The sequence below is a fragment of the Planotetraspora sp. A-T 1434 genome, assembly GCF_025420585.1.
In the GTDB taxonomy this organism is placed as follows: domain Bacteria; phylum Actinomycetota; class Actinomycetes; order Streptosporangiales; family Streptosporangiaceae; genus JAOEGB01.
Window position 1 is genome coordinate 108,612 of record NZ_JAOEGB010000024.1, and the last position, 22,742, is coordinate 131,353.

The 22,742-nt window shown below is 68.0% G+C and carries 23 protein-coding genes and 2 pseudogenes; 8 read left to right on the forward strand and 17 right to left on the reverse strand.

The genetic code is table 11. The annotated features are described in order from the left end of the window. Position 1: 1 nt before the first annotated feature. The 4 genes from N5079_RS27155 to N5079_RS27170 form a co-directional block, all read right to left on the reverse strand. Positions 2-376, reverse strand: coding sequence for a helix-turn-helix domain-containing protein (locus tag N5079_RS27155; protein ID WP_261586966.1), 375 nt, complete (start codon positions 374-376; stop codon positions 2-4). Positions 377-483: 107 nt separating this feature from the next. Further along, positions 484-855, reverse strand: coding sequence for a site-specific DNA-methyltransferase (locus N5079_RS27160; RefSeq protein ID WP_261586967.1), 372 nt, complete (start codon positions 853-855; stop codon positions 484-486). A 2-nt stretch (positions 856-857) separates the two neighbouring features. Then, entirely contained in the window at positions 858-1,553 is a 696-nt protein-coding gene (locus tag N5079_RS27165; protein ID WP_261586968.1) for a hypothetical protein, read from the reverse strand. A 706-nt stretch (positions 1,554-2,259) separates the two neighbouring features. Continuing rightward, positions 2,260-2,847, reverse strand: coding sequence for a TetR/AcrR family transcriptional regulator (locus N5079_RS27170; RefSeq protein ID WP_261586969.1), 588 nt, complete (start codon positions 2,845-2,847; stop codon positions 2,260-2,262). A gap of 378 nt (positions 2,848-3,225) precedes the next feature. On the opposite strand from N5079_RS27170, the gene N5079_RS27175 reads away from it, so the two are divergent. Continuing rightward, positions 3,226-3,975 (forward strand): glucose 1-dehydrogenase, encoded by a 750-nt coding sequence (locus N5079_RS27175; RefSeq protein WP_261586970.1) that lies wholly within the window; start codon positions 3,226-3,228, stop codon positions 3,973-3,975. Between the two features lie 635 nt (positions 3,976-4,610). Here the strand turns inward: N5079_RS27175 and N5079_RS27180 are convergent. Next, positions 4,611-5,063 carry a hypothetical protein gene (locus tag N5079_RS27180; protein WP_261586971.1) on the reverse strand — a complete coding sequence of 151 codons (453 nt, stop codon included), beginning with the start codon at positions 5,061-5,063 and terminating at the stop codon, positions 4,611-4,613. A 235-nt stretch (positions 5,064-5,298) separates the two neighbouring features. Between N5079_RS27180 and N5079_RS27185 the strand changes: the two genes are divergently transcribed. Together N5079_RS27185 and N5079_RS27190 are read left to right on the forward strand one after the other, a co-directional pair. Further along, positions 5,299-5,697: a VOC family protein gene (locus N5079_RS27185; RefSeq protein WP_261586972.1), complete on the forward strand. Its 399-nt coding sequence runs from the start codon at positions 5,299-5,301 to the stop codon at positions 5,695-5,697. A gap of 362 nt (positions 5,698-6,059) precedes the next feature. Continuing rightward, entirely contained in the window at positions 6,060-7,532 is a 1,473-nt protein-coding gene (locus N5079_RS27190) for an FAD-dependent monooxygenase (RefSeq protein ID WP_261586973.1), read from the forward strand. Here N5079_RS27190 and N5079_RS27195 read toward each other — a convergent pair. From N5079_RS27195 to N5079_RS27210, 4 genes are all read right to left on the reverse strand, one after another. Then, positions 7,484-7,720 carry a hypothetical protein gene (locus tag N5079_RS27195; RefSeq protein ID WP_261586975.1) on the reverse strand — a complete coding sequence of 79 codons (237 nt, stop codon included), beginning with the start codon at positions 7,718-7,720 and terminating at the stop codon, positions 7,484-7,486. The two genes, N5079_RS27190 and N5079_RS27195, sit on opposite strands and share 49 nt — an antisense overlap. A gap of 32 nt (positions 7,721-7,752) precedes the next feature. Further along, entirely contained in the window at positions 7,753-8,538 is a 786-nt protein-coding gene (locus N5079_RS27200; protein ID WP_261586976.1) for a transposase, read from the reverse strand. Between the two features lie 164 nt (positions 8,539-8,702). Further along, positions 8,703-8,882: a hypothetical protein gene (locus tag N5079_RS27205; RefSeq protein ID WP_261586977.1), complete on the reverse strand. Its 180-nt coding sequence runs from the start codon at positions 8,880-8,882 to the stop codon at positions 8,703-8,705. A gap of 1,194 nt (positions 8,883-10,076) precedes the next feature. Further along, positions 10,077-11,012 carry a LysR family transcriptional regulator gene (locus N5079_RS27210; RefSeq protein WP_261586979.1) on the reverse strand — a complete coding sequence of 312 codons (936 nt, stop codon included), beginning with the start codon at positions 11,010-11,012 and terminating at the stop codon, positions 10,077-10,079. Positions 11,013-11,145: 133 nt separating this feature from the next. Here N5079_RS27210 and N5079_RS27215 point away from each other — a divergent pair, with 133 nt between their 5' ends. After that, entirely contained in the window at positions 11,146-12,402 is a 1,257-nt protein-coding gene (locus tag N5079_RS27215) for an MFS transporter (protein ID WP_261586980.1), read from the forward strand. Positions 12,403-12,678: 276 nt separating this feature from the next. Here N5079_RS27215 and N5079_RS27220 read toward each other — a convergent pair whose 3' ends face one another. The 7 genes and pseudogenes from N5079_RS27220 to N5079_RS27245 all read right to left on the reverse strand — a co-directional run bounded on the left by N5079_RS27220 (position 12,679) and on the right by N5079_RS27245 (position 16,988). Continuing rightward, the gene (locus N5079_RS27220) at positions 12,679-13,098 is read right to left on the reverse strand and encodes a hypothetical protein (RefSeq protein WP_261586981.1); all 420 of its coding nucleotides are present in this window, start codon (positions 13,096-13,098) and stop codon (positions 12,679-12,681) included. Positions 13,099-13,168: 70 nt separating this feature from the next. Continuing rightward, positions 13,169-13,354 (reverse strand): annotated as a pseudogene (locus tag N5079_RS35645) (transposase); the annotation flags it as partial. After that, entirely contained in the window at positions 13,351-13,764 is a 414-nt protein-coding gene (locus tag N5079_RS27225; RefSeq protein ID WP_261586982.1) for a transposase family protein, read from the reverse strand. The gene N5079_RS27225 and the pseudogene N5079_RS35645, both read right to left, overlap by 4 nt. Before the next feature lie 111 nt (positions 13,765-13,875). After that, entirely contained in the window at positions 13,876-14,502 is a 627-nt protein-coding gene (locus N5079_RS27230; protein WP_315967892.1) for an SDR family oxidoreductase, read from the reverse strand. Next, positions 14,498-14,635: pseudogene (locus tag N5079_RS27235) on the reverse strand (SDR family NAD(P)-dependent oxidoreductase); the annotation flags it as partial. The pseudogene N5079_RS27235 and the gene N5079_RS27230, both read right to left, overlap by 5 nt. Positions 14,636-15,031: 396 nt before the next feature. Next, positions 15,032-16,234 (reverse strand): PAS domain-containing sensor histidine kinase, encoded by a 1,203-nt coding sequence (locus N5079_RS27240; RefSeq protein WP_261586983.1) that lies wholly within the window; start codon positions 16,232-16,234, stop codon positions 15,032-15,034. 31 nt (positions 16,235-16,265) lie between these two features. Further along, entirely contained in the window at positions 16,266-16,988 is a 723-nt protein-coding gene (locus N5079_RS27245) for a sensor histidine kinase (RefSeq protein WP_261586984.1), read from the reverse strand. A gap of 304 nt (positions 16,989-17,292) precedes the next feature. Between N5079_RS27245 and N5079_RS27250 the strand changes: the two genes are divergently transcribed. Continuing rightward, positions 17,293-18,663, forward strand: coding sequence for a low temperature requirement protein A (locus N5079_RS27250; RefSeq protein ID WP_261586985.1), 1,371 nt, complete (start codon positions 17,293-17,295; stop codon positions 18,661-18,663). 536 nt (positions 18,664-19,199) lie between these two features. Here the strand turns inward: N5079_RS27250 and N5079_RS27255 are convergent. After that, positions 19,200-20,090 (reverse strand): RNA polymerase sigma-70 factor, encoded by an 891-nt coding sequence (locus tag N5079_RS27255; RefSeq protein ID WP_261586986.1) that lies wholly within the window; start codon positions 20,088-20,090, stop codon positions 19,200-19,202. Positions 20,091-20,427: 337 nt separating this feature from the next. On the opposite strand from N5079_RS27255, the gene N5079_RS27260 reads away from it, so the two are divergent. The 3 genes from N5079_RS27260 to N5079_RS27270 all read left to right on the forward strand — a co-directional run bounded on the left by N5079_RS27260 (position 20,428) and on the right by N5079_RS27270 (position 22,738). Further along, the gene (locus tag N5079_RS27260) at positions 20,428-20,808 is read left to right on the forward strand and encodes a hypothetical protein (protein ID WP_261586987.1); all 381 of its coding nucleotides are present in this window, start codon (positions 20,428-20,430) and stop codon (positions 20,806-20,808) included. Positions 20,809-20,907: 99 nt separating this feature from the next. Next, on the forward strand, positions 20,908-21,663 hold the full coding sequence (locus N5079_RS27265; RefSeq protein ID WP_261586988.1) for an SDR family oxidoreductase: 756 nt from the start codon (positions 20,908-20,910) through the stop codon (positions 21,661-21,663). Positions 21,664-22,012: 349 nt separating this feature from the next. Continuing rightward, on the forward strand, positions 22,013-22,738 hold the full coding sequence (locus N5079_RS27270) for a hypothetical protein (protein WP_261586989.1): 726 nt from the start codon (positions 22,013-22,015) through the stop codon (positions 22,736-22,738). Positions 22,739-22,742: the final 4 nt, after the last annotated feature.

The window sequence follows — 22,742 nt, forward strand, 5'->3', positions numbered from 1 at the left end:
CTCACCCTTCCTCAGGTTCTGGACGGCGTGTGCCGTCGTCGTGGTAGCCGAGCAACGCCCACACCTCCCGCGTCGGCACCAGGTAGCTGCGTCCGATCCGCAGCACCCGGCAGGGGAACCGGCCGTCTTTGGCCAGCTGGTAGGCCTTGGTCCGGCCGATTCCCAAAAGCCGCCCTGCGGTGACCACATCGATCACCGCAGGCAGATCCCCCAGATCAGCCGCCCGCACCGTCGCTGTCATCGCCCACCCCCGCACGGGAGCGGGGCCGTCGCGACGGCGCGCAGGCGTGGCGTCGTTGCCGTGGCCCAGGCGGTCCAGCGGCCCCCACGTCGCCGCGCACGGGCGTGGCGGGGCGCGGGGACGCCGGTCGACCATGGCCGCCGGTATCGACGCCCATCTCTATGGTTCGCGTCAAGCAATATCCGCTGGTCAGGCATGCCGTGTCGCCGCCGGGCCCGTGCCGTCCTCACCGCGACCCCCGATCACCGGGGTGTGGTTTCGTCGGCGGGCGGCTTGCGGAAGATCAGCAGATCCTCGTGGGCGAGCGCGTGGATCGGCACGCCGCGTTCCCATGCCTTGCGTGCCTCGTGGAGCTGGAAGAACGACGCCCGGTTGACCACGATGCCGGCCGCATGCCGCCCTTGATGGATCGCCTCGACCAGGGTGGTGCCGATCCCGCACATCGGGTCGATCACCAGCTCACCGGGCTGCGTGTAGGTGGCGATGACCTTGGCGGCGATGGCGGGAAGCATCTTGCCCGGGTGCTTCATCGACTCCGGCAGATAGCGGCCTCGCCGCTGAGTACGCGAGGGATGTTGCCCCGTCGCCCATACAGATCCGTTCGGCTCGCTCATGGCTACTCCTCCTCTGCGCGCAGGTACATCCTGGCGGCGACGGGCAGGCTGGAAGGCTTGGTAAAGATCAACACGTCGGCATGCGCTCGCACGGCCATGAAGACATGTGGCGGGGCAACGGTCGCGCGTGCGACGGTGGCGGGAAGCAAGGACAGGACGATCCCGCGCCGCCTGACCGGGCCGTGGACCGCCACGATGTGCTGGAGATAGACCAGCCCCGCCCGCTGTGCCTCGCGGATGGTGCCGGGTACCGGGTCGTGCGGGCGACCATGGACCAGGTGCACGCCGGTCACGACCGCGAGATGGCCGCCGCGGGCAAGCAGAGCGGCGCACCCTGACAAGAAGCTCTCTTCCGGAGGGCCGCCGGCCGAGCATGCGCGCGTTCTGGTTTCGCACGTTCGGCGCAGGACGGCGAGGGCTGCTTCACCCCGTGGGAGAGCCATGGCGGCATTCGGGGCCTCGGCCCGTGCGACACGCTCCTCCACCGTGCGTCCATCGCCTTTGTCGCGGCTGTTGGGTGCCCACGTCCAAATGACGCCCGCCCTGTTGGTGTCCGTGACAACAGCCGAGGCGCGGCGGCCGAGGATTACCGCGTTGGCTACCAGCGTGTGGTCGGCGGGGTGGATGTCGACGACGAGCCCACCCGTCCGGGTGAAGGTCGTGATGAGCTGGCGGGCGAGCCGTCCGGTAACTGGCATGCAGCAGCCGTTCGGGCACGCTGTGGGTGACTGCCCCTCCGGGCTGGTCAGCCACACGCTGAGCGGCAAATGCCTCGGTTGGGAGGAATGAGTGGAGAAGTCCTGGAAGGAGTGGGGCGAGGTCGTCACGATGGTGTGGCCCGGTCACCCCGGCCACCTGATCCCTGTCACTCATTCAAATACCTGCGTAGGGATGCCTGTTGGGACAACGTCGCTCGAAGACGCGTGCACATCAGTACTGTTGCGGTGTCCCCAGGAGGCCGTCAGAAGGGCGTCGGCGGCAGTATGCGCGTCAGGTACGGTGTCCGCAATTGAGCGGACGGTGTGCGTCAGGTGTCAGGCGGTCGTCTTACACCGGCCGGGCGCGCGTTCGGGAAGGGGCGCGACGGTACGGGGCAGTCGGCGAAGTCCTGCGCGGACTTAGGGAGCTGGAGACCTCGCCACCAGGGCCCGTGGGCAATGGTCCGGCGCCGTCGGCTGAGAGCGTCGTCCGGCCCGCGTTGAGGCGCAACCGTACGGCCGGAGAGCCTGCTCAAGGGCATGGTGAAAGGGGCAGGCTGTCAACCGCGCTGGAGCTGGTGCCCGGGCCACTCGTGGGGCGTTCGGAGGGCAGGTGCGCTGGATGCTCGCACGCCGACTCGACAGGCCCACCCGTATCCCTGCCTGTCGGCACATCACCTGTGAAAGGTGCCGGCCCGCAGAATGGTCAATGCCGGGACAACTGCTTGAGGGCGGCCTGGCTTATCTGCAGCAGAGCTGAGCCGTCCATGTCGGTCTTCGCGAGAAACTCGATGCCCTGCATGACGCCAAGGAGCAGTCGCCCGAGCTCCTGGGCGTCCGCGCTCGGTTCGACCGTCCCCTCGTCCTGGGCTTCCTTCACGCAGGCGATCAGAAGATCTTCGACCGCTTGATAGCTGGTCCGCGCCCGGGAGACGACATCCGGATCATTGCTGTGCAGCTCGGACGTGCTGTTGACTAGAAGACAGCCGCGCCGCTGCGGGTCCTCCATGAATCCCTTGGCCACTCCCTCAACCAGCAGGGTCAGGCGTTCGAAGGCCGTACCGGGGCCGGTGAGGACCGCCCGGACTCCGTTCAGCTGTTCGTCGCGGTAGCCGTCCAGCACGTGCAAGAACAGCTGCCGCTTGTCGCCGAAGGCCCCGTATAGGCTCCCCTTGCCCAGTCCCGTGGCGTCCGTCAGGTCCTGCAGTGACGTAGCCGCGTAGCCCTGATTCCAGAACTGCTCGCGCGCAGATTTCAGTACCTGGTTCTCGTCGAAATTCCGCGGTCGTCCCATGTTCAACAGCATACGTTGTTCTTGACCTATCGGTCCAGATTATGAGGTCCCATCCCGGCCGTAGGGAGCGCAGGGAGGGCCGGGCGGCCTCTCCGTCATCGCCACACAGGGCGGCAGACCGCGCGATGGCGGGGGTGCGTGATGCATGGCTCCCGGTCGGAGCCTTTCGCGGCGCCCCTCGCGGACGGGCCGGCGTCGGCCAGCCTGTCGCTGCTCGGAGGTGTGGATGCAGTCACGTTTTTGTCCGTGCGGTCCACAACGTGGTTCTTTACCGTATAGTCCATAACCGGGCCTGGGACCGTCCGGTTCGGACTGTAATGCGGTAGTGACACTTGGTGCACGTCTTCTGGCGTTCGCACCAGACAGGAGTAAACGATCATGGGACAGCTTGACGGGAAGACGGCAGTCGTCACCGGAGGCAACAGCGGAATCGGACTGGCCACCGCCAAGCGATTCGCACGTGAGGGCGCGCACGTGTTCATCACGGGCCGCCGGCAGAAGGCTCTCGACGCCGCGCTGGTCGAGATCGGTGGGGAAGCCACCGCTGTCCGGGGCGACGTCGCAAACCTCGCGGACATCGACCGCCTCTACGCGGCTGTCGCCGAGCAAGGCCGGTCCATCGACGTACTGTTCGCCAACGCGGGCGGCGGTGAGTTCGCCCCTCTTCAGCAGGTCACCGAGGAGCACTTCGACGCCACCTTCAACATCAACGTGCGAGGCATGCTCTTCACAGTTCAGAAGGCCATTCCGCTGCTCAATGACGGCGCCTCGGTGATCCTGACCGGATCGACTGCCGCCACCTCAGGCGGCGCCGCCTTCGGCGTGTACGCCGCGTCCAAGGCCGCGGTCCGTTCCTTCTCCCGCACCTGGGCCAACGAACTCAGCGGCCGCGCGATCCGAGTGAATACCCTGGTGCCCGGCCCGATCGTCACCCCGGGCATCACCGGCCTGGCTGCGGACGCCGACCAGGCCGCGAAGATGAGGGACGTCTTTGCCAGCCAGATTCCGCTGGGCCGGATGGGGCACCCGGACGAGGCCGCAGCTGCCGCACTGTTCCTCGCCAGCAATGAGAGCAGCTTCGTCACCGGATCCGAGCTGTTCGTAGATGGCGGACTCAACCAGATCTGATTGAAGCCATACAGCCGGCGGAAGCGGCAGAAGACACGAGGCCTTCCCCCGGCAGGGCCCCACAAGGCACGAATCACCCCGAGCCCCTCCGCCGCTGCGGGAAGGACCCGTCACCGACGCTCTTGCCCATGGTGACGGCTAGCAGTCCGCCGCTGCGCCCATGGCAAAGACGCCTGCTTCTGAGCACCGGCACCGGCGTAAGCAACATGAGTGGGGCCCGGTCGTTAGCGGCCGGACCCCACTCCTATGGTGCCGTGCGCGTCAGATCACCACCGCTACCCTCCTCCGCGGCCGTCGCCCACGCCCGTGCAGAGCGTGACGAACCCGAGCAGCCACAGCACCAGGATGGCGGGCGCCACCCGCCAAAGGGACTTGACGGCGAACCCGCACCGAACGGGACGCGTGAGAAAGCAGAACGAGCAGCAGGGAAGCCATGGTTGTCGACGTCGTGTGCCGTGGCCTGCCCTGCTGCAGCTCCTTCAGCCCGTAGCCCGCTGAACCGAACCAGAGGATGTCGAGCTGCTCAGCCGGATCTGCACGGCGGCCGGCGACGCCGGGTTCGGGTCCGACGCCGGCCTGCCCTCCACGACCGGCGGCCAGCGCGCAGCACGGCATCCGACGGGAGGGCCTTGCTACTACAGCGCAAGGTCAGTGAGGACCAGCACGCGCTCGTAGGTGTAATCCATCATGGCGTCGACGCCCTGGACGCCGGCGCGCTGCGGCGGGTCCAGGACGCCGACCGCGCCCGGGACGAGGCGCTGGCCGAACGCGACGCCGCCCTCGCCGGCCAGGAGACGGCCGAGACCGCCCGCCGCCGAGCCCTGGGCAACGAGCGCGAGGCCGCCGAGGCCCGCCGGCGCGCCGAGCGCGTCGCGGCCGCGGCCGCCGATAACGAACGGCGGGCGCTGGCCGAGGCCGGAGCCTTCCGGGCGCGGGCCGCAGCCGCCGAGACAGCCGCCGACCAGGCCCGCGAACGGCTCACCGAAAAAACCGAGGAGTTCGAGCGGGAGCTCGCCCACGCCCGCGCCGAACTGGAGACCGAACGGGCCCGGACCGAAACGCTGCGCGCCGAGCTCGCCCAGCAGCAACGCGCCCTCGCTGAGGCGCGCGAAGAGCGCGCAGCGGAGCGGACCGCGCCGAGGGCCTGGGCCAGGAGCTGGCGGCCGCCCGCACCGCACAGCTGGCCGAGACCGCCGCCGCCCTCGAGCGCGCCGAACAGGCGCTGGCCGAGGAGCGGCGCGCGGCCGCCGACCGGATTGCCGTGGCGGCCAGCCCATGACAACCGACACCGTCGAAAAGCTTCGCCTACACAGCCTTCACAACGTGACGATTACCGTCAGTGACCTCGACGCGTCGATCCAGTGGTGGAACCGGGTGTTCGGCCTCACCCTGCTGGCGAAGTCCCGCTTCGACGCCATCGGAGCCGACGTCGCATTCCTGGAGGGCCCCGGATTCCGGCTCGAACTCCTTCAGTCTGCAGACGGCGTGCGGATCCCCGAACTGACGGCAGAGCCCCCCGCCCACATCCGCCCGATCGGCAACAAGGCCCTGGTCTTCCACGTCGAGGACCTCGCCAGCGTGACCCGCACCTTCCGTGACCTGGGCGTGCCGACCGTCTGGGAGCAGATGGACCTCGGCGACGGCAGCATCTCGACCGCGATCCGTGACAACGACGGAAATCTCATCAACGTCTTCCAGCAGGTCGCAAGCCCGATCGGCTGACACGGCGAACCGATCGCGCTCCGTCCATCCAGCCGGCACAGGACCGGACACTCACTGTGGAGACGGCGCGCGATCGCCCTGGCCGCCGAGCCAGGTTCAGCCGCTCCGAACGCGGCTGTCCGGGACGCGGTTCGGGAGCGCCGCCGGACCGATGCCTGACAGGCGGGGAAGTGGCCCGTCTCGTAAGGTGGTCCAAGACGACGCCGCGGTCGCTTGCACGGTCAGGAGAAGCCAGGGTTACGCCACCCCAGGAACTCCCGGGCACGGTCACCCACCCGCCCTGAACATCACCGCTGGCGGCGGGCGGTAGTCTGACAATCACCCGTCGTACTGCTCGTTCTGTGGCACGGGGAGGACAGAGTATGGGATCCGACATTGACGTGCTGGTCGTCGGTGCTGGTCCAGCGGGGTTGCTGCTCGCAGGTGATCTGGCCGAGGCCGGAGTGCGCTGCACCGTCGTGGAACGGCGGGAAGGGGAATCCGAGCTGACACGTGCATTCGCCGTCCACGCCCGAACGATGGAGCAACTGGACGCCCGCGGCCTGGCCGACGACCTGCTGCTGACCGGCCTGCGCAACCCGATCCTGCAATTCCTGCGGATCGATCTCTCGCACCTGCCGACCCGATACCCCCACGTACTCGTGACGCCCCAGTACAACACCGAGCGACTGCTCCTGGCTCGCGCCCTGACACACGGCGTGAACATCATGCGGGCCCACGAAGTCACCGGCGTCCAGCAAGACCCCGCCGGTGTCGACGTCACCGTGAAGACACCAGCCGGCACTGAACACAACCTGCGCGCGGACTACGTCGTCGGCGCAGACGGACGGAACAGCTGCGTGCGCCAGTCCCTCGGCCTCCCGTTCCCCGGCCGCTCCGCCGTTCGCTCCATGATGCTCGCAGACGTCCGCATGGCCGAACCGCCAAAGAAGCCGCCCACCGTGGCAGCAATCGGAGACGCCTTCGCCATCGTCGTCCCGTTCGGCGACGGCTGGTTCAGGGTCATGGCCTGGAATCGCCACCACCCCATGCCCGACACCGCATCGGTCGACCTGGAAGAAATCAAAGACGTCGCCCGCCAGGCGCTCGGCAGCGACTTCGGCATGCACGACCCCCGCTGGCTCTCCCGATTCCACAGCGACGAACGCCAGTCACCCCACTACCGAGTCGGCCGAGTGTTCCTCGTCGGCGACGCCGCCCACGTCCACTCCCCCGCCGGCGGCATGGGCCTCAACACCAGCATCCAGGACTCCGCAAACCTGAGCTGGAAACTCGCAGCCGTTCATCGCGGCCGCGCACCAGACACTCTGCTCGACAGCTACCAGAACGAACGGCACCCGGTAGGTCACCGGGTTCTGCGGATGAGCGGCGCACTGCTCCGCGGCGTCCTCACCACACCACGGGCACTGTGCGGCCTCCGTGACCTCTCAGCACGTACAGTGCTGCAAACCCCACCAGTGGCCCGCCGACTGGCCACAGCAATCTCGGGAATCGACATCTCCTACGCCGCACCGGCCGGTGCACACCCTCTCGCCGGCAAGCGAGCACCTGACATCCCCCTCACCGACGGACGCAGACTCTACGAAGCCCTCCGCAAGCGACGGTTCATCCTTGTCACCCCGGCCGACACCGAACGCCTCCCCTCACTCATCACAGAGTGGGCCGGCGAGGTCGAAATCGTGTCACCCAAGGGGGCCACCAAGAAAAGCGTTCTGGTCAGACCAGACGCCTATATCGCGTGGGCCATCTCGGACGAGTCGCCTGAACGTCGCATCGACGCCGCCCGTCAAGCACTGACCGAATGGTGCGGGGTAGCCGGGTCTGGCGGGCAGTGACGGGTCTTGGCTGCGGCGAACTCGGCCGCGATCGCCTGCTGCTCGGCTGCGGCGACCAGCACCCGGGTCAGGTGCACGGCCGTCAGCTCGGGCGGGGCGCCGGCGGCGCCGGTCACCGACCGGCCCAGCTGCGCCAGGATCGTGGTCAGCTCGGTGACGCCGAGCGGTGGGGTCGCCTGTGCGGTCATTGCCGTGTCAGTCTTCCTCGTCGTCGGGAGCATCAGGGTCGCGGAGCTCGCGGATGGCACCGGGTTCGATGTCGGGCAGGGAACGAGTACGTCCCATGCACCCCCAGATGCTTGCGCACGAACGGGGACAGCCGTGCGGCGTCCTCCTCCCGTACCGGATAGTCCTGGGCCTTCAACTGCTCGATGGCGGCGTTCAGGTACACCGTGGTCCACAGCACGACGCAGTTGAGAACCAGGCCCAGGACACCGAGCTGGTTCTCAAGTCCGCGTTCGTAGTGGTGGAACAGCTCACCCTTCTTGCCGTGGCAGATGGCGCGGGCCAGGTCGTGGCGGCCTTCTTGGAGGTTGCGGATGTGCTTGATGTCGCGGCGGTAGGTCTCATCGACGTCGACGTAGGCCAGAATGTGGAGGGATTTGAAGATCCTGCCGTAGGCGGCCAGAGCCTCACCGAGGGCGGTGGGGTGTCCGTCGCGTTGCAGCATCGTCACCACGTCGTAGGCGCGGACGGTGCCGGTGTAGATCGAGGCGATCACCCGCAGGATGTCGCCCCAGTGCTTGCGGATGCGGGCCGGGTCGATCTTGCCGCGGGCGAAGGTGTTCAGCGGCCCGTAGTCAGCCTCAGCGTTGATCCGCCAGCCCTTCTGGTCGGGCAGGTCGGCCAGCGCGGGCCGGTAGGAGATCCCCAGCAATTCGAGGACCCCGAACACCAGGTCGCTGTACGAGCCGGTGTCGGACACCACGATCTGCGGAAGCTCCCCGCCGTCCAGCCCGAAGATCACATCGACCATGTGCAGGGAGTCGCGGACCGTGCCCGACACCACCTTGGCACCACCCGCACCGTCGCGCCCGGCCTGTCCGCGTGCGGAGCGTCACACACGCCATCAGGCCCACATAGCGGTCCTGCGCACCTGGGAGAAGGGCAGGCACCGCCCCCGTGCCCGCTGTCAGGGGAAGGCAGCGAACGGCACGGAGCCTCACAAGCTCATCGGTAGTAGTCAGCGGGAATGCCGGCTGGTTGGATCGGCGGGCCGGTCCTCTTGTCGGGCCATTCCGCATCGAAGACAGACAGGATCCCCATGAGTGCGGTTAGCCCGGCCCGAGGGACGCGGCCACCGCTCATCAATCCCTGGGGGTCGCGCTGCTCGCGCGTGACGATCTCCATCGTCACCCCCATCGTCCGGGCGGCCGTCAGTCTCGCGAACCGCGCGGGACTTACCGTCGGAAAGCTTTCGATGCCTCCGGCGGGGCTCAGGTTCCACGATGATCGCCCGCGCTCACGCCGAGACCGTAGGTGGTTGCGAAGCTGATCGTCCCGTCGCCATCGCCCCAGGACAAGCCGAGCAGACCAGGGCCCGCTTCCCCTTCGGGTGGGACGACGGCGACGGAAAGATCAGCATTCACCGCGCGTCATGCGCGCTTACCAGAGGCCGCGTGTCATGCGCGCTTACCAGAGGCCGCGTGTCACATCGCAGATAAGCCCCCAGAGCCCCCGAAGCGCCAAGATCCAGAGGATCACTTCCGGAAGCACTTCGTCCCTCATCTTGCGGTTCGCCGCAAGGACGGCCTCCCACCTGGACGGTTCCTGACCCACGGCAATCACCCTTTCGTGATCGCCTCTTCAGGGAAGGTGGAGCTCCTCCCGCCAGTCGCTCTTTGGCGAGAAGGTGGCACCCATCCGAGACAATCAGATCGGTGATCCCGAAGGATCGCATCCTTTCAAGGTGGTGTAACGTTCATGGGTTCTCCTGATCGGAGCCCAACCTTTGAAGCCAACCTCAGGTTAGCTCACTGGATGGCGGTCCGCGCAAAACAGAACCATTTCGTGCCCTTCCTCGTCGTTGCCGGCTCATAGTCCCCGAGCTTCGTCCCCGCCGCAGCGATCCGGAGAACGACGCGGGCTGACACCTCCGCCCGGGTTTGTACAGACAGGATCCGAGCTGCTGATGCGTTTAGGTTGTCGTTCAGTCATCCACCGGGCAATACGCGTGTGACAAGATCCAAAATATGCCCGGAAGGATCTTGCTCCACCGAGCAAGCTGTCAGAAATCACCTGCAGGTCAGGATCACGCGCGAAGCAAGAGCGCAAAATCCACTTCTAAAATCCGACGGTCGTTCGAATCCCTCAGGGCGCGCTCACGATCATGCCGATGACCTGTGGTTTCTCGATTAGGAGTGACCGGCGATAAGGTGATGACCGGGCGGCTTCCGATTGGCAGAGATACGAACAGGCACGGCCCTGAGTGATCAGGGAGTTCTCTACGCTCAGTGATCACCGAGGTCATGACCGGGGTGTCCGGATCGCCTCGATCTGCAGCGGAGCGTTCATCCTGGCGGATGATCGCAGACGCGGCGGCGTTCAGTGCGGAATCACCCAGCCCGGCGCCCAGGTCCCGCCGGCGTCGTGGCCGGCCGCTGTGGCGGCGAGGTGGGCGCGGAGGGTGGCCAGCGCTGGGTGGGGGTTGTCGCGGTGCCACAGGAGCGAGTGCGGGTAGACGGGCATGGGGCCGGTCACCGGGATGCGGCGCAGGCCGTGGCCGGCGGGCCAGACCAGGCGGGTCTGCTCCCCCATGAAGGTGGCCAGGGCCGGGGTGTCGGCGATGGTGTCCAGCAGCGCGTCGGAGCCGAAGTTGGGGCCGGTCGCCTCGATGGTGAGGCCGAACTCGGCGACGAGGTCGTCGTAGTAGGTGGCCCACTCGGTGCCGGGGACAAGGCCGGGCATCCAGATCCGGTGCCCGGCGAGCTGAGCGATGGTCACCGACCGGGCGCCGGCCAGTGCGTGGGCGGGGCCGGTGAGGAGCTGGAGCGGCTCGTCGAGCACCCGGACTGACTCGATGTCCTCGGAAAGGGGCCGGCCGGGCGCGGCGACGGCGCGGAAGGACGCGTCGATCGCACCGGACCGAATGGCGGCGACGGCCGTCTCTATGTCGAACAGCATCACCACGTCGAGGTCGATCTCGGGGTGTGTGCGGTGGAAGCCGCGCATCAGGCCCGACGCCGCGCTGCGCGAGGCGATCACGTCGACGCGCAGCGGACGGCTGCCGGCGCGCACGGACGCGACCGCGCGGTCGGCGACGCGCAGCAGCTCCCAGGCGTGGGGCAGGAACGCCTGGCCGTCGATGGTGAGCTGGGCGCCGCGCGGAGTGCGGGTGAACAGCCGCACGCCGAGGTTGCGCTCCAGCGCGGCGATGCGCTTGGAGACGGCCTGCTGGGTGACCGCCAGCTCGGCGGCGGCCTCCTGAAACTGCCCCGCGTCGGCGGCGGCGACGAAGGTCCGGACGGTGTCGAGGTCCATGCGGACACCCTATGGATACAACCGTTCGTTGTGGCCGGGCGGCCTTGCGTTGTTTGATCTCCTAATATGGCGCGCGCTTTGATGCTTGCGATCGCGGATCGGTTGTGCGAGTGAGTAGCGAGGAGCGTCGGGCATGAGGAACGGGCACCGGCGGGGACATCGGTTGGGGCGGCGGTTCGGGTGGCTCTGGGGAGCGTACGGGACCAGCGCGCTCGGTACGTGGCTCGCCTTCGGCGCGTTCCCGCTGATCGCGATCCAGGTGTTGCACGCCGGGCCGGCGGAGGTCGCGGCGTTGTCCTGCGTGGGGGCTGTGGTGGGCGCGGCCGTGGCGTTGCCACTGGGCCCCTGGGTGGAGTTCAGCCGCAAGCGGCCGGTGCTGATCGGGATGGACCTGGTGCGGTTCTCGGCGCTGTTGACGATCCCCGCCGCGTTCGCGCTCGGCGTGCTCACCTTCCTTCAGCTCCTGCTGGTCTCGGTCGTCATGGCGGCGGCCGAAATCACCTTCCGCGCCGCCTCAGGGGCGTACCTGAAGGCGCTGTTGCCGGGCGGGGACCTGCTCATCGCCAACGCCCGATTCGAGTCCACGGCCTGGACGGCCACGATCATCGGACCGCCGCTGGGCGGCGCGGCGATCGGGCTCCTCGGTCCGGTGGCGACGGTGGTGGCCGACGCGGTCAGTTACCTGCTCTCGGCCTTGGGTATCCGCGCGATGGGCGGCCAGGAGTCGCGGCCCGAGCGCCGGGAGGTCGCGCGCATGCGGGCCGGGGACCTGCTCGACGGTTGGCGGTACATCCTTGCCGACGCGACGCTGCGTCCGCTGTTCTTCAACACCGCTTTGTTCAACGGCCTGGTGATGGCCACCGACGCGCTGCTGGCCGTCCTGATGCTCGGCCGACTCGGGTTCGCACCGTGGCAGTACGGCCTCGCCTTCGCCGCGCCCTCGATCGGCGGGCTGCTCGGTTCACGGCTGGCCCGGCCGCTCGTCATCCGGTTCGGGCAGCACCAGGTCCTGGTCGTGGCCGGGACGCTGCGCGCGATCTGGCCCGTCGGCCTGGCCTTCCTGGGGCCGGGCACCGGAGGGCTGCTGCTGGTGATGGGCGTCGAACTTGGGCTCATCTTCTGCTGCGGGGTCTTCAACCCCGTCTACGCCACCTACCGCCTCGAGCGCACCGCGACCGACCGGGTCGCCCGCACGCTGTCCGCCTGGGCGGTGACGACCAAGGCCTCGACCGCGCTCCTGACGGCCGTCTGGGGCGTGCTGGGCGGCCTGCTCGGCCCACGTACGGCCATCGGCCTGGCCGGCGTGCTCCTGCTGGCGACCCCGCTGCTGCTCCCCCGCCGCCCGGCCGCCCTTCTCTCCGAGCCGGAGCCGGCACCGAGCCGCGCCTGACGGGCACCAAGGCCGTCACCGCGATCGGGGTGCGCCGCCCCTATCGGAGCGGTTCACCGCCCGCGTGCAGTTCGCAGATGAGCGCGCCAGCCTACGCTGTAGCCAGTGGGGGTCGCGGCGTGAGAAGTCGTGGCTCACGTGCCCATGCGCGTCAACAGCCCTCAGATACTTGTGAGGCACATAGGGCGCAAGGCCACCTACCTCGCATACCTGCAGCCTTCTGGCGACCCCAGACAACGATAGCTGTCGCGATTCGCCACTCAGTTGAGCAGGAGGTCAGCGGGGGGTTGCGTCCATAGAGGTGGTGTAAGAGTTTCCGCTGGTAGAGGCGTGGCGTCGTGAAATGAGGACGGCCATCGCATGATCCTTCATGATTGCCAAATTCACCGCGCGAGCAGCGGGAGCGCCGGGAAGGTGTGGTCCCTGCCACAGCAGCCGCGAGGTCTCTTCCGGGTAGGCGGTGACCATCGACGGCGTGTCGAAGAGCTGTCCGAGGCGGTGGTCGGCGTTGTACGGAGGCCAGCCCGAGTCGCCGTGAGCGGCGAACGCCGTCCACGCTCTGCGGATCTGCGCGGACAGCTCCTCCGCCATCGGGGAGGGCGGGTCGCCGATCAGCATGGCGGGCTGTCCGCTGCTCAGGTTGCCGAAGACGAGCGGCACGTCCAGGCCGTGGCAGGCGCCGAGGCCACCGCCCAATCCCGGAGCCCTCGGCGTAACAGCCGGCCCGGTCGCGGCAGACGATCTGCCCGCCGGGATGGTCCTTTAGCCAGGCGGCCAGAGCGTCGGCGGCCCGTTCGCCCAGCACATCGATCGGTCGGCTGGTGGCGATGTCGATGAGGACGGTGCCGTAGCGGTGACCCCGGCGTAAGGCGAAGTCGTCCACCCCAAGGACCTTCGGCCCTTCGGTGATGGCCGGGTCGGGCAGGGAGCGGATCATCCGGATGAGGGTCATCCGGTTGATCGCCGCTGCCAGGCGCTGGGTGAGTCTGGCGCCCGGCCGCCCAGCGCCAGAGCGATGCCTCGCAGGCTCTCGCGCAGCGCCAGTCTGTAACGGCCATAGCGCGTGGTCAGCCCGGGCACCTGTTCGGCGAAGGTCTTGTTGCCACAGTCCTCATTGCGGCACAGGAAGCGGAGCACCTGCAGGCGGATCACGGTCTCCTGGCCGCCGACCGGGGCGTCGAATATCTGGCAGTCATACCTGCTGCGCACCCGATCGGACACCACGCCGCAGGATGTGCATGCGGCCTGTGCCGTGCGCGGTCTCGCATGAATCCGGGCTGTCCTGCCGGAGCGAGAGTTCCGATCAATAACCAGGCAGGTGAGATGGGGGAAGCAGATGCCGATCAAGTCCGAGACGATCACGCGACATGATCGTCAAGCGCGTGTCTTCTCCGCTGGCGATCACGGAAACTGTGCCAGAGCCAATTTCACGTGTCGCCGACAGATGTCGATCAGCCGCTGATACCGGGAGCTTCAGGTGAGTTCCAGGCCGCCGTCGATAGTGAGGACCTGGCCGGTGATCCAGGTGGCGGCAGGGTGGGCGAGATGCACGATCCAGGCGGCCACTTCCTCGGGAGTGCCTCGGCGGCCGAGCGGGATACGGGCGGTCTCGTCTCGCTTGATCTGCTCGACGTTGACGTTGGGCAGACCGGCGGCGGTCAGGGCCTCGCTTTCGGTGGGGCCGGGGGCCAGGGCGTTGACGCAAATGCCGTCGGTGGCCAGTTCCAGTGCCCAACTGCGAGTCAGCTGTTCCAGGGCGGCCTTGGTGGCGGCGTAGTGGGCGGCGCCGGGCAGGGGGCGGTGGCCGTAGGTGCTGGAGACGTTGATGATCGTGCCGCGGCTGCCGCGCAGGTGTGGTAGCGCGGCGCGGACGAGCAGGCTGGGCGCGGTGACGTTGAGGGCCAGCAGGTCGGCGATGCGTTTGGCGTCGGTGTCGGCCAGCGGCATGACGGTGGTGGCGCCGGCGTTGTTCACCAGGACGTCCAGGCGGCCCCAGTGGTCCGTCGCCGCGTCGATTACGTGGTGCGCCGTCGGCGGTGATGTCGGCGGGCAGGGTGGCGATGCCGGGATGCTGGGCGGCGGTCTGGTGCAGGGCTTCAGCGCGGCGTCCCACGCCGAGCACGTGCGCTCCGGCGCGGGCGAGGGCGAGAGCGGTGGCGCGGCCGATCCCGGATCCGGCTCCGGTCACGATCGCGACATGGTCCTGCAGGGGGCTGCTGGGGTGGATGGTCATGCCACACTCCTTTGTTCGATGTTCGTGAACTCAATGTATGGACTGTTGTTAGGGATGCCTCAGGTAGTCCAGGGGGCATCGGAGCCGCTCTACATCGGAAATCCGGGCATCGCCGACTACGCCGAATAAGGCACGTCGCCGCGCGCAGCCGCGGCTGGGCCCAGACCTCGGCCCCAGGAAGGTGACCGCGAACACCCCTGGCCCGACCGACGTCGGTTAGGACCCATCCGATGAGGTGATTTCCCGTATCGTTCGGGCTGTATGGTGCGACCGGAGGAGGTGGCTGGCCTGGTGGCTTCCTGGCGGGCCCGAAGGTCTCCTGCATCACCTGGGCTGACATCGTCATAGACGACGGATACAGCAGGCGGCCTGGCCGCCGACCCCGGGAGTACTGGATCAGTGGACGAGCGGAATGCGGAGCACAAAACACGCGCCACCGTCGGCCGAGTCCTCGACGTGCAGGGTGCCGTGGTGGGCTGAGGCGATGTCGCGGGCGATGGCCAAGCCCAGGCCGGCGCCTCCGCAGTCGCGGCTGCGGGCGGTATCCAAGCGGACGAATCGCTGGAATATGCGTTCGCGGTCGGTCGGGGGGACTCCTTCCCCGTCGTCGGCCACGGCCAGTTCGGCGTGGTCACCTGCGCGGCGCAGGTCTACCTCGACACTGTGTGTGGCGTGACGTCGGGCGTTTTCCAGCAGGTTGGCGAGTAATCGGGCGATCTGGGTGGAGGCGGCCTCCACCGTCACCGCGGGGTCGAGGTTGAGTCGTACGCCATAGCTCTCAACCCACCGAGCCGCCTCTGTCCTGACCAGTTCCGTCAGATCCACTTCCTCCAGCTTCCTGTCGATGTCAGCCTCCAGCCGGGCCAGGAGGAGCAGGTCGTTGATGATGTTCTCCAGCCGGTCGAGGTCATCCATAACGTGGTTCAGCAGATCGGGCAGGTCGATGTCGTCCGGGTGCAGCTGCGCCGCCTCGACTTCCACGCGTAGCGCGGCGAGCGGCGTGCGCAGCTCGTGTGAGGCGTCGGCGGCGAATTGACGTTGCCGATCCAATAGCTGCTCCGCGTGCGTTTTCGCCTCCCTCACCTGCTCGTTCAGCTCCTGTAGCTCCTTGGCGCGCGCATAGAGCTCGGCCTCCATCGCCTCCTCGCCCGCGCCCGGCCCGCTCACTCGCGAGCTGGTCCGCTGTCGCTGCTGGATGAACCCGGTCACGTCCTCCGTGCGGTGGACGAACAGCACCACCGCTCCGTTAGGGCCCAGGACGGGAGAGTTGATCGTGCTCCAGTCCCGTTCCTCGCACAGTTGCGCGCTACCAGAGACCGGCATGGCGTACTTCTGTGGTGCCATCGCGTCGGGTTTACCGGTCGCCGGGACCTGGCACAGTGAGGCTTCGCGGTTCCGCAGGGCGCGCAGCTCACCAGGATGGACGCGGTCATGGGTAAATGAGTCGAACACATGCCTGCCCAGCAACTCCTCTCGCCGACGTCCGCAGACGTCGAGATATGCCTGGTTGACGGCCACGACTGTCGAATCCAGCGTCATGACCAGGCAAGGACTGGGAACTGCCGCGAGCAGGGCAGCGTAGTCGACGTTCTGTCCCATCAGGTTTCCCCTTCTACGCGCTCAGTACGGCTCATGGATCCATCGCTTCGCAAGGGCGCCGGACCGCACCGGCCGGATCAACTGAACCTGCGAGGGGAAGCCGCAGTACGAAGCACGCGCCACCGGTCGCGGACTCCCCGACGTGCAGGCTGCCGATGTGTGCCTGGGCGATGTCCCGGGCTATCGCCAGGCCCAGGCCGGTACCGGTGTGGTCGAGGCGGCGTGCGGCCTCCAGGCGGGTGAAGCGCTGGAAGATCCGTTCCCGTTCGGATTCCGCGACTCCTTCTCCGTCGTCGGTTACCGTCAGCTCGGCGCTGTCGCCGTCGCGGCTCACCCCGACCTCGATCATGTGCTGGGCGTGCCGTTGGGCGTTGTCCAGCAGGTTGGTGAGCACCCGGCCGATCCGGATCGGGACGGCCTCGACGGTCACCCCGGTTTGCAGCCGGAGCCGAACCGCGATGCGGTCGGCCCTGCGCGCGATCTCGTCACGGACCAGTTCGGCGAGGTCGACCCGCTGTGGCTGCACGGAGGGGCCGGCCTCCATCTCGGCCAGGACACGCAGGTCGGTGATGATGGCGTCCAGCCGGCCGACGTTCCTCAATGCCCTGGCGAGCAAGTCGCCGAGGTCGGTCTCATCGGGATGCAGGCAGGCCTCCTCCAACTCCGCGCGCAGCCCCGCGACCGCCGTGCGCAGCTCATGCGAGGCGTCGGAAGCAGAAACGCCGCTTCTTCTGCAACTCGCGCTCCAGCGCATGCACCATGTCGGAGGGCATCTGGATCGTCGGCGGGGTCCGGCCCTCACAAACCGGGTTGGGAACCTCGCGGTCGTACAAGGACGTCAGGCGTGCTATCACAGCACACACTCCATTCCATTCAATTTCTTCATTCGGTGCGGCATGTAACCTCAGGGATGCCGTGGAGCAGATGCCACATACCGTTGACGCCGATGTTCGGTGCCGCCCACACCGCCTTGTGGCCATGCTCACCGAGCGTCGTCACGGTTCCGACCCGATCAGGCCAGTCCCGCCCGACCACCACGATCTCCGTGACAGACCTTCGTGGCCGGATATACGTCGCCATCCGGTCGCCAGCTAAGACAGGACAGCCTCTCGGCCTGTGACAGCTTTACGGAAACGCCTCTGATCGCGTGTCCCCGCGCCGAGCTGTCACAGACCGGAATGCTGTCCTGTCTTTCAGATAAGACGGACTCGCGGAGCGACAGGAGCGAAAGCTTGCCGCCAGCCAGCAGCAGAAGCCAGATCCGGATCCGGATGAGCGCACGTGCAATCGACGAGCCGCACCGCGTCTCGAGCCCGCTCGAACTTTTGTTCGACCTCACCTTCGTGGTCGCGGTCGCGGCCGTCACCGCCCAACTCGCGCACAACATCGCCGACGGCCACGGCCTCACCGGACTGATCCCGTTCCTCCAGGTGTTCTTCGCGATCTGGTGGGCGTGGATGAACTTCACCTGGTTCGCGTCGTCCTACGACACCGACGACGTCGCCTACCGGCTGCTGACCATGGTGCAGATGGCTGGCGTACTGGTCCTGGCCGTCGGCGTACCGGCCGCGGCCAGCCACTCCAATTACGGTGTTGTCACGCTGGGCTACCTCATCATGAGGATCGGGCTCGTCGCCCAATGGCTGCGGGCCGGTCTCGAAGACCCGGCGAGCCGTCGCACCGCGCTGCGCTACGCCGCCGGCGTCACCATCATGCAGGTGGGCTGGGTACTCCGCCTCTTCCTTGCAGAGACGGGCGCCCTGCCCTCATCCTCCGAACTGCCATCCTTTGCCTGCCTGGTCGTCCTGGAACTCGCGGTGCCATGGTGGGCCGAACGGAGCAGGGCCACCAACTGGCACCCGCACCACATCGCCGAGCGCTACGGCCTGTTCGTGATCATCCTGCTCGGCGAAGGCGTTCTCGCCGCGACCAGGGGAGTCAAGGGAGCGCTCGAAGCGGCCGAGATCAGCAGTCCCTTCGTCATCATCGCCATCTCCAGCCTTGTCCTGCTGTTCGCCCTCTGGTGGCTCTACTTCCTCGCACAGGCCGGCGAAGGTCTCAGCAGCCGCCGGCATCGGTCCTACCTGTGGGGATATGGCCACTACGGCATCTTCGCGGCCCTCGCGGCCGTCGGCGCCGGCCTCGAAGTCGCGGTCGAGCAGAGTGGGCACGAGGTTGAGGCATCACCGCTCGCACTCGGCTACGCCGTCGCAATCCCGGTCGGTGTATTCCTCATCCTGCTTTGGATGGCGCACGCGCTTATAGAGGCAGAGCGCGTCATCCATCCCGCCGCGGTTCTGGGCTCCGTCACCGTCATCCTGTTGCTGCCGCTCGCGGCACCCCGGATCGGCGTGGCCGCCGTGGTCGCGGCGATCGCAGCCATCTCCGTCCTGCTGGTCGCCGTCACGATCGCAGCTAAAGCCGATTAGGTATCGCTGCGATGCGTCGTCGCGGCCCGAGAATTCCAAAAGCTCGGCGAGCCGTAAGGTAGACGGACGTCAGTACCGAATGTCAGCCCTGGGTTTCGTCGAGCGGTGGGTCGCGCTGCCCTCCTACCAGCACCTTCGGCGGAGGCCGGAGTAGGCCGGAGTAGGCCATGGAGGTGTTTGCGCCGTCCTCGGCGGTGCGCGTCGACGCCGAATGCCCGCAAGCTGGTGCGGGGTTCACGGACCTCCCGGGCAACTCGGCAGTGACCAGCCGTGTGAGGTGCCGTCTGCGGTGTCGCGAGGAAGCCCTGAGGCTCACGGACGATGGGAGCTGCGGGCGCCGCATCCCACTTCGTGAGCGGTCGCGCCCGCGCGCGATTGGGTCCGCGCAGCCGCGCGTTGACGCGGACGGCGTCCCGCCGACTGGCGACGATGTTCTACGCGGGCGGCTTGCCTGCCGTAGCGCATGCTGCGCGTTCGGCGCCGTCAGGGCACCGGACGGCGTTCCCGTGCGCCAGCCGGGCAGTGTCTCGCGGCGGTCAGCCCGCGGCGGACACTGCGGTGATCTTGGCCGGGTTCATCATCCACAACACCTGGTCGATGCCCTGCGCCGAGGCGTTCACCGTGAGGACCGCGAATACCTCGCCGTCGCGGCGCAGCAGAGCGGATGTTTGCCCGTTCGTGCTCGCCCACGCCACGTCGACTCCGGCCCAGAAGCGGTTTGCGAACGCCCTGACGTACTTCGCGACCCGGGACGCGCCCACCACAGGGATGCGAGAGGCGCCGCGGGCGCCACCGCCGTCGGAGTAACTGGTCACGTCCGCGGCGAAAAGCTCTTCCAGCGCGGTCAGGTCGCCGGAGCGGGCGGCGGTGACGAAGGCGGTCAGCAGTCTGCGTTGTTCGGCTCTGGTCACGGGCGTGCGACGTTCGGCGAGCACGTGTTTGCGGGCTCTGCTGACCAACTGGCGTACCGCCGCCTCGTTGAGCTGGATGATGTCGGCAATCTGCCGGTAGGGGTAGTCGAATGCTTCCCGCAGCACGTATGCCGCGCGTTCGGTAGGCGAGAGCTTCTCCAGGAGAAGCAGGACCGCGAACTCCAGAGCTTCCCCTCGCTCGGCGCCGAGGTGCGGATCCGCGCCGGTGTCGACGGGGTCGGGCAGCCACGGGCCGATGTAGGTCTCGCGGCGGACGCGTGCGGACTGAGCGGCATTGATGGCCAGCCGCGTGGTGACAGTCGCCAGGAACGCGGCCGGGTTGTCCACCGTAGTGCGGTCACAGCTCTGCCAGCGCAGCCAGGCGTCCTGCACCAGATCCTCGGCTTCAGTGACGCTACCCAGCATCCGGTACGCGATCCCGAAAAGGCGCGGCCGCACGCCGGCGAATACCGCCGCGGCTTGCTCGAGATCTTCCGGGCCGCCGGACTCGCTCACCGGTACGGTATCCGTCACTGTTAGCGCCCCCCTTTCTCACCGGTGTCCCCCACCCCGTGGGCAGTCGCATTCTCCGCCACCATCCTCGACGGCCGCCTGCCGCCTACCCCCTTGAGCAGCAAGGATAGGGCAGCGGTATGTGACAATCCCAAAAGACCTCCTCCGGCGGAGCGGCTCGCTATAGCTAGCGGTCTGCTCCTCGAGGACGTGGACGAAATCCGCTGCCCCGCGATTCCGGTGGCGGCCAAGGCGGCCAAGCCACAGGATGGCCGCTGTTGAGCCCCCTCCGACAGCCTGATGTGACGGATCTTGCCAGGGGCAGCCCGCAGTGCGCGCCGTGGCCATCAGGCGAGGTCCTCGGCACTCCAAGAAGGAGCTCGACCTGATCCACGAGCGCACGCTCGACGGCCTGGCCGCCGCCGCCCAGGGCCGCAAGGGTGGCCGGCCTCCGGCGGCCAGCTCCGACGTGCTTGACATCGCCCGGGCCCGCCGCGCCCGCGGGGAGTCGGTGACCTCGATCGCCCAGCGCCTGAGCGTCAGCACACCCGGACGCCTCGTCCCACGGCAGGTCCACCTGGTGCCACGGCGAGACGTTGCCAACGATCACCTGGCCTGCTCAGCCAGCGGACGATCTGCTGCAAATTCGTCCTCGGCGCAGGTCAGTGGGCAGCTTCAGAGCAGATCTCGCTCGTTGTCGATGGCGTCATCAGTGATCTGAAAGGAATTTTCGCCGCAGCTGTCACAAGCCTGGAGGCTGTCCGGTCTTAGCTGGCGACCGGGTGGCAACGAGGTGGCCCGGTGGACGAAAGGGATCGCGATGAAGATCGTGGTAGTCGGCGGGACGGGCCTGATCGGGTCGAAGCTGGTGACGAAGCTGGGCGAGCATGGTCACGAAGCGGTGGCGGCGGCGCCGAACACCGGCGTCAACACGCTGACCGGCGAGGGGGTGGCCGAAGTGCTGGCGGGTGCGCAGGTGGTGATCGACGTGTCGAACTCGCCGTCATTTGAGAGGGCGGCGGTGCTGCAGTTCTTCGAGACTTCCACGGGCAACCTGCTCGCGGCGGAGGCGGCGGCGGGCGTGGGTCACCACGTCGCGGTGTCGATCGTCGGCACGGACCGGATGCCGGACAACGGCTACTTCGCGGCGAAGATCGCTCAGGAGCAGCTGATCGAGAAGTCAGGTATCCCGTTCTCGCTCGTGCACTCGACCCAGTACTTCGAGTTTGCCCACAGCATCGCCGACGAGGCCACAGTGGATGGCAAGGTGCACATGGCGCCTGTGCTCTTCCAGCCGATCGCGGGTGACGATGTGGCCCAGGCGGTCGGCAGGACCGCGGTGGGGTCGCCGCTGAACGGCAGGGTCGAGGTCGCCGGGCCCGAGCAGTTCCGGATGGATGAGTTCTTCCGCCAGGCGCTGGCTGCCTGGGGCGACCCGCGCGAGGTGGTCACCGACCCGCACGCGCGCTACTTCGGCAGCGAGTTGAGCGAGCGGTCGCTGGTTCCGGTTGAGGGCGCCACCCTCGGCACGATCCGCTACCACGACTGGCCCGGCCGGAACGTGACCGGAAAGTAGCTCCCGGCGCTCATAGGTCACGAGAGGCGGCTTCCATACCTGGCATCGCCTCCAAACCGAGATCGACCGCGCGGCAGACGGCGCTCACCATGGTGTAGGAGACCCAAACGCAGTCCATCCCGCGGGGCGCGCACACGATGATCGTCACCGAGTCCCCGCAGAGCGATCCCGGAGCGCCGCCGCACCCCGCACTCCGGTCCCGTGTTCGGCTCCATGCCGGAGGGCGAGCCGGAGCGCATCGTACGCGCCGGCGAGGCTTTCTGGGGGCCTGGCGGCGACAACCGCGACGACATCCGCTCCGCTTCGCCGCCACCTGCTGTGCGCACGCTGGCAAGCCCATGCTCACCTGGTGGACGAGGAAGAGCTCGCCAGCGCAAGGACCGCCGGGCCCGCGCCCGTCCTGAACCTGAATCGACTGATGGCCGGCAGACGACGCAAGTGCCTGCAGCTGAACAGCAGTTGTGTTGTGACCGCATCGGCGATGGTCGCCGAGTTCGATGATGTCGCCGGTTGGACCGCCGACGCCGTCGAGCACCTCGGAGAGCGGCACGCCATACCCGCCACCTGTCGCGGCAGCGCGATTCCGGCCGCACTGGCCAGGCTGGCCGAGGCGTGCGAGCTGTCGCCAGGGATCAGGTTGCTGGACGTGGGCGCCGGAGCCGGCGGGCCGGCGGCCTGGGTTGCCGAGCGGTTCGGGGTCCGGCCGATCCTGGTGGAACCGATGCCGGCCGCGGGCCGGGCCGCCGCCCGTCTGTTCGGACTGCCGGTCATCGCGGCGGACGGCCGGCGGATCCCGCTCCGTACCGGTCGGCCGACGCCGCCTGGTGCCTGGGGATGTTGTGCACCGTGCGGGACAAGGCCGCGGTGCTCAGCGAGATTACTGCGACTGGCTCGAGCAGAACACCGCTCGGTAACAGCGGATGCTCGCCGCACTTCAAGCACTCGTTCGTCCTGGTGGACGACGAAGAACTCGCCCAGCGCCAGGACCGCAGCGCCCCCGGCGCCCGTCCCGAGCGCGGCCGGCCATCCGAAAGAGGCCGTCGGCGATCACGCTGCGCGAAACACCCCTTTCTGACAAT